The sequence below is a fragment of the Lentzea atacamensis genome, assembly GCF_003269295.1.
Classification (GTDB): Bacteria; Actinomycetota; Actinomycetes; order Mycobacteriales; family Pseudonocardiaceae; genus Lentzea; species Lentzea atacamensis.
In genome coordinates this window covers 872934-886718 of sequence record NZ_QLTT01000001.1, presented here as the reverse complement: position 1 = coordinate 886718, position 13785 = coordinate 872934, and the positions used below count along the sequence as shown (strand labels likewise).

Here is a 13785-nt window from a genome sequence, read left to right as displayed (position 1 = left end):
CCACTTGACACAGTTCCGGAACCCGGTCCTGCCCGGCTCGCACCCCGATCCCTCGGTGTGCCGGGCGGGACCGGACTACTACCTCGTCACCTCCACCTTCGAGTACTTCCCCGGCCTGCCGATCTACCACAGCCGGGACCTGGTGCACTGGCGGCCGGCCGGGCACGTGCTGGACCGGCCCTCGCAGCTGCCGTTGCAGGGCGTCAGCGCCTCCGGCGGCCTGTACGCGCCTACGATCCGCCACCACGACGGCGTCTTCTACGTGGTGTGCACGCTCGTCGGCGGCACGCGGGAGAGCGGCAACTTCGTCGTGACGGCCACGGATCCGGAGGGTCCCTGGTCGGAGCCGCACTGGTTGCCGGAAGCCCCGGGGTTCGACCCGTCGCTGTTCTTCGACGACGACGGCCGCGCCTGGTGGACCGCGACCCGTGAGGTCCGCGATGGCCGGACCGAGGTCTACCTGCGCGAGTTCGACGTCCGGTCACTCTCGCTGGTCGGCGAGGAGCACGTGCTGTTCCGCGGCGCGATGCACGACGCCGTCTGGGCCGAAGCGCCACATCTGTACAAAGTGGACGGCAGGTACGTGCTGCTGTGCGCGGAAGGCGGCACGGACTTCGAACACTCCGTGGTCGTGGCGTTCGCCGACGAGGTCACCGGCCCGTACCGCGGTTCGAAGCTGAACCCGGTGCTGACCCATCGCCACCTCGGCCGGTCGTACCCCGTCGCGGCGACGGGGCACGCGGATCTCGTGTGCACGCAGCACGGCCAGTGGTACGCGGTGCTGCTGGCGACCCGTCCGTACGGCGGCTACTACTACAACCTGGGGCGCGAGACCTTCCTCGTGCCGGTGTCGTGGGAGAACGGCGGGCCGGTCTTCAGTCCCGGCACCGGGCGCCTCGAAAGCAGTTACCCCGTGCCCGATCTGCTCGTGCACCCGTGGTCGGAGCCGTTGCAGACCGACGACTTCGACGCACCGGAGCTCGACGCGGCCTGGATGTTCCTCCGCACCCCGGAGGAGGAGTTCTGGTCGCTGACCGAACGACCGGGCCACCTCCGGCTGCGCGTCCGGCCGGAGTCGATCACCGAGCTCGTCACGCCGAGCGTCGTGGTGCGGCGTCAGCAGCACCAGAACTTCCACGCGTCGTGCGTGCTGGAGTTCGAGCCGGCGGGACCGACCGAGGCCGCGGGGATGGTGTTGCTGCAGAACAACGACAACCACTTCCGGCTGCTGCTCGGCGCGGGGCGTGAGGTCACCCTCGTGCGCCGGGCCGGTGGGCGCGAGGAGGTGCTCGGCAAGACCCAGGTCGCGGAAGGAACCGTGCGGCTGGGCTTCGAGGCCGTGGGCCAAGACCACCAGGCGCTGGTCGCGTCGGGCTCGGGGGAGTGGCAGCTGCTGGGTGAGTCGTTCGACGGGCGGGTGCTCAGCACGCCGGTCGCGGGCGGGTTCACCGGTGTCCACATCGGACTGTACGCGACCGGCGACGGCGCGCCGAGCGACACGTGGGCCGACTTCGACAGCTTCACCTACCGCGCTCTCGGAGAAGCACCGCGGTGAAGCGCGGCGGCGGCCACCGACCAATCGCAGTGGCCGCCGCCGCACGTGACTACCTGCGTTCCTTGGCGGTACGGGCCGAGCGGGTGCAGACATCGCCGACATCGGCCGTCTGACCGCGGTCGACGTAGATCTCCGCGAGCCCGACCAGGCGGCCGCGCGAGTCGCTGCACGTGAGGGTGTACGGCTCCTTGGGGCCGTAGGTCATGGGCAGCGGCGAGGAGAACTCGACGGTCAGGTTCGACCAGTCGTCCGGCTTCGCCGGGTCGGCCTGGGAGTAGTTGACCAGCACGGCGGTGTAGTCACCGGCGGGCGGGTCGAACAGCCGGGCCTTCTCCGAGTTGGTGCCGCCGGACGCCGACGACGCGACCACGTTGCCGGCCGAGTCGAACACGTAGAGGTCCCAGTCGGTGCCGGCCGTTCCCCAGCCGACGCTGACCTCCATCTTGCCGTTGTCCGCGGTGGGCGTGCCCTCGACCCGGAACGGGATGCGCTCGGCGACCGGGTTATCCGGGAACTCGGTGTTGGCGGCGGGAATGCCGTCCGGGTTCGCGAGCGTGATCTTGCCCTGCGCCGGGCCCTGCGGGTCGCGGCCGTAGCGGCCTGCGACGTACGGACGGGTCGACGGGTTGACCGCCCAGCTGAACTTCCCGCCGGTGCTGACCAGGTCGGACTTGATCACGTCTGCCCACTGGATGGGGTCGGTGGTCGTGCCGCCGGGCTGGATCACCCGCGAGGTCGGCGTGCTGAAAGCCTTGCGCACCTGGAGCTTGTAGCCCTTGGGAGCCGAGCCGACGAGCGTGGCGTGCGCGGACTGGCTCGCGGTGCTCGCCAGCATGTCGACGAACGCCTGCCGGTTGCCGCCCTTGCCCTCGCCCGCCGCGGGAGCCAGGCCCGCGTACTCGGCGACGACCTTGCTGAACTGCGGGTGGAACTCGTCCGGGCCGACCTCGAAGGTGAACGCCCAGCCGCCGGTCGCGTAGTACGACCAGTCCTCCAGGCCACCGGTCGTGTCGTACAGCTGCCACGACGGCTGGTTCTTGTACCCGTTGCGGGAAGCCAGCTTCTCACCCAGCGCCTGGTAGGCCGGCTCCTCCAGCGGCGGCCGGGCCTCCGCGACACCCGGCACGCGCAGCACCAGGTTCGAGTAGGTGTGCAGGGTGATCAGGTTCGTCACCGCGTGGTTGGCGATGATCGAGCGGACGTTGCGGGTCTCCGGCTCGGAGAACGGCCCGGAACCGCGGTAGGTGTCACTGGCCCACTGGGTCGACGCGCCGGGACCGCCCCAGAAACCCGCGTAGTTGCGGTTGGGGTCGGTACCGCGCAGCCGACCGGCCGGGTTCGCCCCGCAGGCACCGGTGCGCAGTTCCTCAGGCGAGTCGGACACGTTGCAGTTCTTGCGCTTCATCTCGTAGTCGAACTGGCTGAAGTCGCCCTTGGGCTCTGCCTCGCGGGAGACGCTGAACCCGTCCGGGTTCACGATCGGCACCACGATGTTGCGCGTCTTCTGCACCAGCGACTTGAGCTCTCCGCCCTCCCGGTGACCCTTCACCAGTTCGTACGCCCACTCGACGGCGTGCTCACCGGCCGGCCACTCCCGCGCGTGGTGCACGCCCATGGTGAAGTTGACGGGCTTGCCGTCGCCGGCCTTGCCGACCGGGGTGGCGATCTCCACGCCGACGACGTCGCGGCCCTCCCAGGTCGGTTCCGGCAGGGTGAAGGCCCTGACCAGACCGGGGTTGCGGCGGGCCAGCTCCTTGAGCTCGTACTCGTACTCGTAGAGGTGCCGGTAGGAGGTCCGGCCCGACGGCAGCGCGGACTTCTCGGTGCGGGCGTCGTACTCGACGTCCGCCTTCGCGTTCTCGATGGACTTCGCCGAGAGGTTCGGCTGCACGACGGTCGAGCGCATGCCGCTCTCGGCCAGCCTCTTGCGGTCCTCCGCGCCGGCCAGGACGACTTCGACGCCGGTGGCGTCGGCCTTCTCGGTGACGTCGAGACCGAGCGCGAACAGCTGGTCCTTCTGCTTCCTGGTGGGCGTTTCCACGCGCACGATCTCGGCCTGCTGGTCGGCCGGCCGCGGCGCGACGGCGAGGAAGTCCACGCCGAGGGTGACGGTGCGGGAGGAACCGGAGAGGCGGCAGGCCTGCACGACGAGCTGCTGGCCCTGCTTCACGAAGCTCTCGGCCAGCTCGGCGCTGCGCAGCGCGGCGGAGGCCGCCACGACCTTGCCGGTCGCCTTGTCGAACACGGCGACGTCCCAGTCGCCGGACCCGCTGCCGTGCGGGCGGAGTCGCGCCTGCACGAGTCCGTCCACTGTGGAGGTGACGTGGCGAAGGGCGACACCGCGGTCGCCCTTCGCCAGCGCCTTTGCGAAACACGAGCGCGCGACGGCCTGGTCGCTGCGCAGGGTGCTGTCCTCCGCGCTCGCGGTCGACGCGGTCAGCCCGGCGACCACGAGCGCGCTGACTCCCAGCGCGGTGATCGTCCGCCACGCGGGCAGCCTCGTTCCGGGCGGGACAGGTACAGGGACGCGCACGATGAAATCTCCGAATTCCCCAGGAAAATCTCGTAGATGATCAGTGTCGCGACGATAGCAACGCGTGTCGTCTCAATTAAGGGTCGGTCGTAGGGTTCCGGCGTTCAACTGTGCCGTCACCGCACGTTCACGGGAATCGCGGGGGAGTAGTACAGCCTGCCGTGGGCCGCGACGCGCACCATCGTCCACCAGTGCGCGCCGCGGCGAGCGGTGGGTGCCGCGGTGGCCGTGACGGGGACGGTGACCTTGCCTCCCGGCGGGATCACGAACGGCTGGGTGCGCGGGCCGATGACGAGATCGTCGCCCCAGGTGCCGAACGGGCTGACCACGGTGACCTCGCCGTGCACCTCGCTCTGCACCCGGTTCTGCAGCGTGACCGGCAGCAGCGAGTGCTCACCGGGGGCGAGCAGGAGCGCGCCCGCCCTGAGCAGGACGTCGACCAGGTCCCGGTCGGTGGTGTGGCCGGACACCACCTCGATGGTGTCCTCCAGCACCTGGCCGAGGTGGTCGCGGATGCGCGCGGCGTGCAGGTGCCGTCCCGGCCGAGACTTCACGGTCGCGGTGAACTCGGCGAACTCGCCGGCGGCGAGGTCGTAGTCCCACGACTGGCCGCCGGTGAACTCCAGGCGTCCCTTGGCCGGGGTGCCGCTGCAGCTGACGGTGATGCTCGCCTGGCCGCCGGCACCGGGGGGCAGGCGCATGAAGGACGGTGTGACGTGCACGGTGACCGGCAGGTTGCCGATCGGGGCCGGGCCCGCGTTGTGGCGCCAGTACTTCGTGGCGATCGGTTGCACCGGCTCCACCGATTCGGCGGAGGTGTGGGGAAGCGCGGACTCCGGCGTGAGCCGCAGAGTGGCCACGTCGGCAGCGCCGAGTGCGATCTCGGCCAGTCCTGATTGGACTTTCAGCGGTCCGAGCTCCCGCTCCTCCAGCAGATCCGTGCGCTGTGCCGCGTTGATGCCTCCGTACAGGGAAACCGAAGCGGTCACCGGTGTCCCCGCCGACTCGTACAACCGCACCGCGAGGTCGGAGCTGTGCTCGTCGCCGCAGGACGCGAGCGGGTTGCCGCGGGACTTGACCGCCGTCAGCAGCACGCTGGGCGGTGACACGGCGAGCAGGCTCAGCTCGGTGGGCAGACAGCCCTCCGTCGAAGGGACCTGGCGGGCGTGCACCGGGTGGTTGACGTCCTGCCCTGCGCGGGCGAACCCGGCCTGGCGCCAGTCTCCGGCACCGGCCACCACGCTCAGCTCGAAGGTGTGGGACCAGTGCTGCCAGGCGAAGCTGGACCCGTCCGGCACCGTGCGGCGGTCGCCGTCGATCCAGACCTCGGCCGGCCAGCCGCTGCACGAGCGCATCAGCGACACGTGCAGCGTGCCGTCGGGTGCCACGACGAACCCCGGCGTGCCGCGGTTGACGACCGCCACCGAGTAGTCGGTCACGGGATCGGTGGTGCCACCCGGCCCCGCCACCTCGACGCACGCGTCGGCGAGGTCGTCGATCAAGGCGCCGACATCGGTGACGATCAGCACCGGCAGGTCGCGCGGGCCGCGCAGGTCGGCGTCCGGCACCCACTGCTCTGCTCGCGGACGGGAGGCGGGCACGAACACCCTGCCGGTGGCCTCGAGCGCGGCACGGAACTCGGGCGCGTTGTCGAGCACTGCGCCCGTGAACTCGTTGTCCCCCACCACGATCCGCACGTCGGGCAGGTTGGAGTCGACGTCGAGCGCGCCGTACCGCGGGCCGGCAGGACGGGTGCAGGTGGCGGTGACACCCTTGGCGGCGAGCGCGGCCAGCAGGTCCCGGCCGTCTTCGGCGACGACCTCCGCGACCCCGATGGCGTGCAGAACACCGTCCGGCAGCCGCAGCCGCACGGGAGCGGACAGGCCGGCCCAGGTGTGTGCGGGGCTGTCCAGCGTCCACAGGTTCTCGGCGGCGTCGACGTCCGGGAAGCCGAACGAGCGCCCGACGGCGGCGAAACCGACCTCGGCGACCGGCAGCGCGCCGGGCAGGTCGAAGGCGAACCGGCTGCGCAGCAACCGGTCCTGGCCGATCGAACCGTCCACGAAGGACCGGATGTCGACGCGCGGCAGGTCGTGCCAGAGCGTCACGTGCTGGGTGATCCGAAGATCGCCGAGCGCGGTGCGGCTCACGAGGCGTTCACCGACAGGGCTCGTCTGGACGTTCACGTCGGCCTCGCCGGCGGTCGTCCCCGGGCCCTTGGGCAGCAGGTGCCACGGCCCCTCGCCCCACACCGGATGTCCAGGGTGTTCCTCCTGCACCAGAAGTTCCGCCGCGAGACCGTCAGGTCGCAGCAGTTCACGCTCGGCGGCGACGTCGTACAGGCGGGACAACGCACCGCCGCGTTCGGGATCGGCCTCGGCGATGAACGACGACGAGGACACGGTGGTGCCGGTCTTCGACATCCAGAACGGCGGGACCGACGGGGCGTCGACCACGCGGTACACCCGGTAGCCGGTCGCCGGGAGCTGCCGTGCCACGAACGTCAGCGTCACTTCGAGAGTGCGGTCCAGGTGCCGGACCAGGGCCTCGGTCACCGCGGGGATCTCCTGGCCATCGGCATCCGTGACGCGAGCACCCCGGTAACCGGGCAGGAGCAGCGTCACGGTGGCGACGGCATCACGCTCGAAGGCCAGCGCGTTGACGACGATCACGGCCTCGCCGGCGCCGGTCGTGTCGGCACGGGACGCCAGGTGCGAGATCGCGCCGGTCAGCACGGAACGGCCGAGCTCGTCCGCCTCCCGCCAGCCGGTGAGCAGGTCGATGTAGACCTGGTCGGACTCGGTGCCGGTGATGGCGTCGTGGTGCGCGCCGTACACCAGCTGGCGCCAGGCCTTGTCCAGTGCGAGAGCCGGATAACCCGCCCCCAGCAACGTCGTCAGCGCCGCCAGCCGCTCGCCGTCGAGCACCGCCACCTCGGCGGCGCGCTGGGCCTGCTTCGTGTCGATGTACGAGACGTCCTTGCCGGTGTAGACGGGATTCATGTCCCTGGTCTGCGGGCTGAACGTCACCGACCGCGCCGAGGCGTCCGCGCGCACGGCGGCGAAGAAGTCGCGGGGCAGCCCGACCACGAAACGCGGCCAGACGTACTTCTCGTTCCACGCGCGGTGGATCTCGGTGCAGAACCGGGACGGCACGTTGTGGTCGTGTCCCACCGGCAGCATCACGTTGCGCGTGGCAGCGACCTTGCGCAGGGTGCTGAACTGCCGGTACGCCTCGGCCATGGCCTCGTCCAGAGTGGACTTGCGTTCGATGTCCCACCCGGCCACGTAGTGATCGGCGAGATACGCGGTGAGCACACCGCGGCCGCTCGGCGAGATCCACTCGAACTCGGACGGGAACTGCATCCTGGTGATGTCACCGGTGTGCCGCTTGGCCCCGACGTGGTGCCACGGTCCGCGCGCCCACACGCTCGACGACAAACCGGCGTCCGCCATCAGCCCCGGATACGACGGGTCGTGCCCGAACACGTCGAGCATCCACGCGGTCTGCGGATCCGCACCCAGCACGTCGCGCTGGAAACCGACGCCGTAGACCGCGTTGCGGACGGTCGACTCCGGGTGCGTCAGGTTGGTGTTGGCCTCGTTGTAGTTGCCGCCGACGATCTCGATCCTGCCCTCGCGCAGGAACCGCCGCAGGTCGTGCCGGTCACCGGGGAACGCGTCCCAGTGCGGCTTGAGGTAGTCGACCTCGGCGAGCACGAACCGGTAGTCCTCGTCCTGCCTCGCCGCGTCGAGGTGGGCTCGCACCAGGTCGAACGCGGAGAGCTGGAACGGCATCCGCTTGGCCTGCGCGCCCGGCAGGTCGAGCCACGTCTCGGTGAAGCCCGCCTGGGTGTTCCACCACACCGGGTCGTAGTGGAAGTGCGAGACCATCCACATCGTCCAGCCGGTCTCCGCCACGGTCACGGTGACGTCCCACGCGAACGGCGGGGCACCGCTGACCGGCGCGACGACCACGGTCGCCGGATAGGCGGTGCCGGGGGTGGTCGGCGCGGAGAAGACCACGCCGACCTCGGCCACGACCTCGCCAGGACCCGCCGCCACCCGCACGGGCTCCGGTGTGCGGATCAACGGCCCGGTGATCCGCACCCACGCCGGTTCGGGGCGCGGCACCGCCACGCCGACCCGAATCAGCTGACGTGGAGCGGAAACCGGCCCGGTGAACAGGTCCGTGCTCTCGACGGCCACCCCGGTTTGTGCTGGCACGGTGTTACTTGGCCCCGTTCAGTGCTGCCTCGGCGTCGCGGAAGTACTGCGCGACCGCGTCGGGAATGGACATCTTGCCGAACGCGACCTGCTTGGCCGCCGCGTCCAGTGCCGTCTTCGCGTCGTTGTAACCGGGCGGAGCGGTCGGGGCGGGCGGCAGACCGTCCTTCGCCACCTCGTCCGCGACGTACTGCGCGTAGGTCACGTCCCGCTTGTCGGACGCCGTCAGCGTGGGTGTCAGGGCCTCCAAAGCCTTGCTCGACGGCGGGATCCCGCGCGTCATGGCCATCGCCTTGATCGCCTCGACGTCGCTGACGAACAGGTCGATCAGCTTGGCGGCGGCCTCGGGGTTCTTGCTCTTGACCGGGATGCACAGCAGCACACCGCCGCTGAGCGCCTGCCCGGTCTTGCCGTTGCTGCCGCGCGGTACCACGACGATGTCGAGCGTGTGCTGGGTGAGCGGCGCCATCTGCGCGAGCCCCCAGCCGGTCGTCATCGCGATCGAACCCGAGATCAACGGGTGATTGCCCGTCGCCGAGTCGGTGCTGGAGAGCATCTCCGGCGGGCAGATCGCGCCGGCCTTGCGCAACTTGTCCCACAGCGCGAACCACTCGGCGAGATCGTCCTTGGTGAACGCGAGCTTGCCCTCGGCGTTGTAGAGGTCCTTGCCCCGCTGCCGCAGCCACGGCTGCAACGCGCCGGAGTCGTCCTTGGAGGCGTCCAGAGCGCCGTACTTGCCCTGCCCCATGGCCTTCGACAGCTCACCGGCGATGCGGCCGAAGTCGTCCCACGTCCAGGTGTCGGGCGGGACGGGGATCTTCGCCTGCTCGAAGATGGTCTTGTCGTAGAGGATCGGCGCGAAACCGGAGCCGGACGGCACGCCGTAGGTCTTGCCGTCCACCGCGCCCGCCTGCCGCACCGCCGGGTACAGCGTGTCGAGGTGGATGGTGCTGGGGATGAACGACGAGAGGTCGGTCAGCACGCCCTGGGCCGCGTAGGTGCTCACCAGCGCGGTGTCCATCTGGAACAGGTCCGGCGGGTTGCCGCCCGCGAACTCGGTGTTGAGCTTGTTGAAGTAGCCGTCGTAGCCGGAGTACTGGGCGTCGACCTTCGTACCGGTCTTCTGCGTGAAGATCTGCAGAGCGTTCTGGTACGCCTTGTTGCGCGCCTCGCCACCCCACCAGCGGAAGGTGAGCGAGTTGTTCGCCGCGCCACCGCTGTTGGTCGGCGCGAAGCCGCAGCCGGCGACCGAGGCCGCGGCGAGACCACCGGCCAGGCCGAAGAGACCTCTCCTGGAAATGGACATGTGTTTCCTTTCTTGGCGGTGAAAGGCGTTACTTGATGCCGGTGGTCGCGACGCCCTCGACGAGGCGGCGTTGCGAGATCAGGAAGACGGCGACGGTGGGCACGAGCGTGACCACGGACATCGCCAGCATGCCGCCGTAGCTCGACCCGCTCGCCCGGTCGACGAACGCGTTGAGGCCGAGCGGCGCGGTGTAGCGCGAGTGGTCGGACAGGTAGACCAGCTGACGCAGGAAGTCGTTGAACGTCCAGATGAACGTGAGGATCGTCGTGGTGAGCAGCGCCGGCCTCAGCAGCGGCAGGATGACGCTGAAGAACACCCGAACGTGCCCGGCGCCGTCCAGTGCCGCCGCCTCGTCCAGCTCACGCGGGATGCCGCGGATGAACTGCACCATCAGGAAGATGAAGAAGGCGTCGTAGGCGAGCAGGTACGGCACCACCAGCGGCAGGAACGTGTTGATCCAGTTCAGCTGGTAGAAGATCGCGTACTGCGGGATCAGCGTCGCCTGGAACGGCAGCATCATCGTGCCGAGCATCACGGCGAACCAGAACCTGCGGAACGCGAAGTCCAGGCGCGCAAACGCATAGGCCGCCACCGAGCAGGACGCCACGTTCGCGATGACGGTGCAGATCGAGACCGTCATCGAGTTGGCGAGGTAGACGGTGAACGACGTGCCGGTCGCCGTCCAGCCGCTGACGTAGTTGGCGAACGTGAAGACCAGCGGCAGCGGGTTCATGGTGCTGAAGATCTGGTTCTCGGGCTTGAACGACGCGCCGACGAGCCAGACCATCGGGTAGATCATCGCCACCAGCACGACGAGCAGCAGGGCGTGTGCCCGCCAGTGGCTCTGATGCTTTTCAGTCGGCATAGTTCACCCACCGGCGGGCCGACCAGAAGTAGACCGCCGTGAACAGTCCGATCACGGCGAACAAAACCCACGCCATCGCGGAGGCGTAGCCCATCTGCATGCTGCCGAATCCCTTGAGGTACAGGTAAAGCGTGTACAGGAGCGTGGAGTCGATCGGGCCACCCAGGCCGTTGGAGATGACGTACGCCGGCGTGAACGTCTGGAACGCGTTGATCGTCTCCAGCACGAGGTTGAAGAAGACCATGGGCGACAGCAGCGGCAGCGTGATCTTGAAGAACACCGTGAACCGCCCGGCGCCGTCGATGGCCGCGGCCTCGTAGAGGTCCTGCGGCAGCTGCTTGAGCCCGGCCAGGAAGATCAGCATCGGCGTGCCGAACTGCCAGCCGGACAACAGCACCAGCGTCCACATCGCGTAGCGCGGATCACCGATCCAGTCGGCTCCCTGGATGCCGAACAGCCCGAGGAACTGGTTGACCAGGCCGTCGCGGGAGAAGATCTGCCGCCACATCACCGAGACCGCGACGCTCGCGCCCAGCAGTGACGGCAGGTAGAACGTCGCCCGGTAGAAGCCGAGCGCCTTCAGCCCGCGGTTGAGCGCGACGGCGACCAGCAGCGCGGCGGCGAGCTTGAGCGGTACAGAAGTCACCACGTACAGCAGCGTGACCTTGATGGACTGCAGGTACCGCTCGTCGGAGAACAACCGCGTGTAGTTTTCCACGCCGATCCACTGTGGAGCCGTGAGCAGGTTGAACTTCGTCAGCGACAGGTACAGCGAGTACACCATCGGGATCAGCGTGAACGCGAACAGGCCGATCAGCCAGGGCGCGAGAAAGCCGTAGCCCGCGAGGTTGTGCTTGTGCCGCTTGCGTTTGCGCCGCACCGGTGCCGCCTGCGGTTCGGTGACCGGCGGGTCGAGCACGGCGGTGCCGCTGTTCTCCGACATTCTGTGCCACTCCTGGGACGTCATCGCTGGACCGTTGGGCCGGGTTGCCGATGCCACGCACGGCGCAGTTCCAGTGGTCCGTCCCAGGGAGCTGGAAAGCGCTTTCCGGGACTGTAGGAACCGGTTGTCCGCCTGTCAAGAACAACTTCTGGAAACCTTGTTCCCCAAGGAATCGGCTCAAGTTGTGCCTTGACGCCGACCGGGTGAACAAGTTTACGTTTTAACCAACTAGGCGGGTCCCAGCCGCGTCGCACACGAGAACGAAGGGGAGGGAAAGCACTCCGGCCACGCACGCCCACCACAGCTGACGATCTTGGGCGAGCGCCCCGCGAGGAGTACCGATGACCGCCGCCGCGGTGTACCTGCCGAGCCAGCACGCCAGCGTGCACGACCTGCCCGACCACCACGACGAACTGCGGAGGGTGCTCGACAGGGCCGTGTCCGCCGTGCTCGCGCGCCAGCGTCCGGACGGCAACCTGGAAGACCCCGCCGCTGTCGATGACATCGGTGACATGGCGCTGGGTGTCGTGTCGCTGCTGTGCCTCGCCTGGCACCGTGACGACCGGCGCGACCACGAGCTGGTGGACGCCGTCCGGCGCGGCCTGGACTTCGTGCTGGCCGAACGGGTCTTCCGCACCGACAACCCCGGTGAGCCGTTCCTGCTCGTGCGGGACAGCGGCCTGCCGTACGCCCGCTACGTGCTCGAAGCCGGCGAACACCCGTTCGGAGACTGGCCGAGCACCGTGTGGGCGCTGCTGCACGCGGTGAACGTGCTGGAGTTCGGCCGTGAGGTGATCACCGAGACGCAGTGGACCCGGCTCGCCGAGGTGGCGACCGGCTTCTGGCGCTGGCTGACCGAAGCGAGCATGTTCAACCCCCAGCAGACCGCCAACCAGGCGATCGGTGCCGTGGTGGCCGGTTTGACGCTGGGGCGGCTGTTGTCCGAAAAGTCCATCGTGGACGATGCGATGTTCCTCTACCACAGCGAGGTCAGGGCGAACCGCGTCGTCGATCGCGAGCTGCGCCTGCCGGTCGAGCACGGCGCCGGGCACGACCAGAACTACCTGCCGATCTCGCTGACGTTCCTGGCGAGGGCCTACCAGGTGAGCGGCGAGCAGTGCTTCCTCGACGACGGCGAGGAGATCGCGCGGCACCTCGAGACCAGGCTGTCGGCCCGCGGCTTCGACTACGGCGGGCCCCGCTACAGCGAGCAGCACTGCGGCTGTGAGGGCATGCTCGGCCTGCGGTTCTTCAGCGGCCGCGTCCAGGCCGAGCTGGGCCGCTACCTCGGCGACCGGCGGGTGGCCTACTTCTGCGCTTCGACGCCGGGCGTCCCGAGCGGGCACTTCGCCTTCGCCACGGTGTGGTTCTTCCTCGACGGCAACCGGTGGTACCGCGAGCCGGCGCAGACCCCTGTGCACACCCGCTACTCGCTGCGGCACGGACAGGTCTCGGTCTCGCTCACCGCGCGGCTGACGCCCTACTTGATCGATGCCGCCGGGACCGCGGTGATCGAGTCCGTCGTGGACCACCAGCACGGGATCGGGCCGGTGGTGCAGTACGCCGACGGCAGGACGATGCTGCTCACGCGGCCGCTCGGCCCCGTCCGGGTGCGCGACGCCGCCGAGGGCGGGCTGGGTGCCAAGCTGGTGACCAAGGCCGTGGTGACCTGGGACCAGGTCATGCTCTCCGCGCAGCAGCTGTACGTCACCGACGGTGAACGTCTCTTCCTGGTCGCGGTGCTGGACCGCGCCACGCTGCCGGTCAACGCCGAGCTGGCCTTCCTCGCCGGCCTTCCCTACGCGACCGCGGAAGGCTCCCGCCAGCGTCGCATCCGGACGGTGAGCGAGCCGGGCGGTGGTGAGCTCGACCTCGGTGACGCCTGGCGCGCTCTCAGCACCGGCGGAACGCTGCTCGCGGGCGGGCTCGCGCTCAGCGCGGCCGCCGGACTGCGCGTGGAGAACCCGCCGGACGGCCCGGCGTACTTCAACAGCCCGCGCACCGCGGACATGACCCAGGAACAGCTGTCGTTCTGGCTCGGCGACGACCCGAGGGGTTACGGCGACCCGGACGCGGGCTGGCGGCGCGTTGTCGCAACCAACCACGTCCTGGCCGGGCCGATCGCCGCCACGCCGCACGGGCGAGCCGTCTTCGTCCTCTGCTACGGGCCGGAACCGGTCGCGCTCGACGTGGCGGCCGAGGAGGCCCCGGACGGCGTGCGCGTGCGCACCCCGTTCTTCTCGGCGATCGTCGGCCACCCGGCGGGCGACGTGGGCGGTGAGCCGGTGCTGCGCATCGCCGCATCGTGAACTGTTAACGCTCACACCATCCCAGTATCGAGTACGGTCCCGTTTCGT

General features: G+C 69.5%; 7 protein-coding genes. 2 read left to right on the top strand and 5 right to left on the bottom strand.

Annotated features, from left to right (window positions below; all coding sequences use genetic code 11):
• Positions 1–4: 4 nt before the first annotated feature.
• A complete protein-coding gene (locus C8D87_RS04190; protein ID WP_112225595.1) occupies positions 5–1555 on the top strand; it encodes a glycoside hydrolase family 43 protein in 1551 nt (516 codons plus the stop codon).
• Positions 1556–1604: 49 nt separating this feature from the next.
• Here C8D87_RS04190 and C8D87_RS04185 read toward each other — a convergent pair whose 3' ends face one another.
• From C8D87_RS04185 to C8D87_RS04165, 5 genes are all read right to left on the bottom strand, one after another.
• Positions 1605–4025 carry a M14 family zinc carboxypeptidase gene (locus C8D87_RS04185; protein WP_112226255.1) on the bottom strand — a complete coding sequence of 807 codons (2421 nt, stop codon included), beginning with the start codon at positions 4023–4025 and terminating at the stop codon, positions 1605–1607.
• A 179-nt stretch (positions 4026–4204) separates the two neighbouring features.
• The gene (locus tag C8D87_RS04180) at positions 4205–8314 is read right to left on the bottom strand and encodes a glycoside hydrolase family 38 N-terminal domain-containing protein (protein WP_215732156.1); all 4110 of its coding nucleotides are present in this window, start codon (positions 8312–8314) and stop codon (positions 4205–4207) included.
• A 4-nt stretch (positions 8315–8318) separates the two neighbouring features.
• A complete protein-coding gene (locus C8D87_RS04175) occupies positions 8319–9620 on the bottom strand; it encodes an ABC transporter substrate-binding protein (protein ID WP_109641316.1) in 1302 nt (433 codons plus the stop codon).
• 28 nt (positions 9621–9648) lie between these two features.
• The gene (locus C8D87_RS04170; protein ID WP_109641315.1) at positions 9649–10485 is read right to left on the bottom strand and encodes a carbohydrate ABC transporter permease; all 837 of its coding nucleotides are present in this window, start codon (positions 10483–10485) and stop codon (positions 9649–9651) included.
• Positions 10475–11428, bottom strand: a complete 954-nt coding sequence (locus C8D87_RS04165; RefSeq protein WP_109641314.1) for a carbohydrate ABC transporter permease — start codon at positions 11426–11428, stop codon at positions 10475–10477. Before C8D87_RS04165 ends, C8D87_RS04170 begins: the two co-directional genes overlap by 11 nt.
• A 341-nt stretch (positions 11429–11769) precedes the next feature.
• Between C8D87_RS04165 and C8D87_RS04160 the strand changes: the two genes are divergently transcribed.
• A complete protein-coding gene (locus C8D87_RS04160; RefSeq protein ID WP_112225593.1) occupies positions 11770–13737 on the top strand; it encodes a hypothetical protein in 1968 nt (655 codons plus the stop codon).
• The last annotated feature ends 48 nt before the right edge of the window (positions 13738–13785 follow it).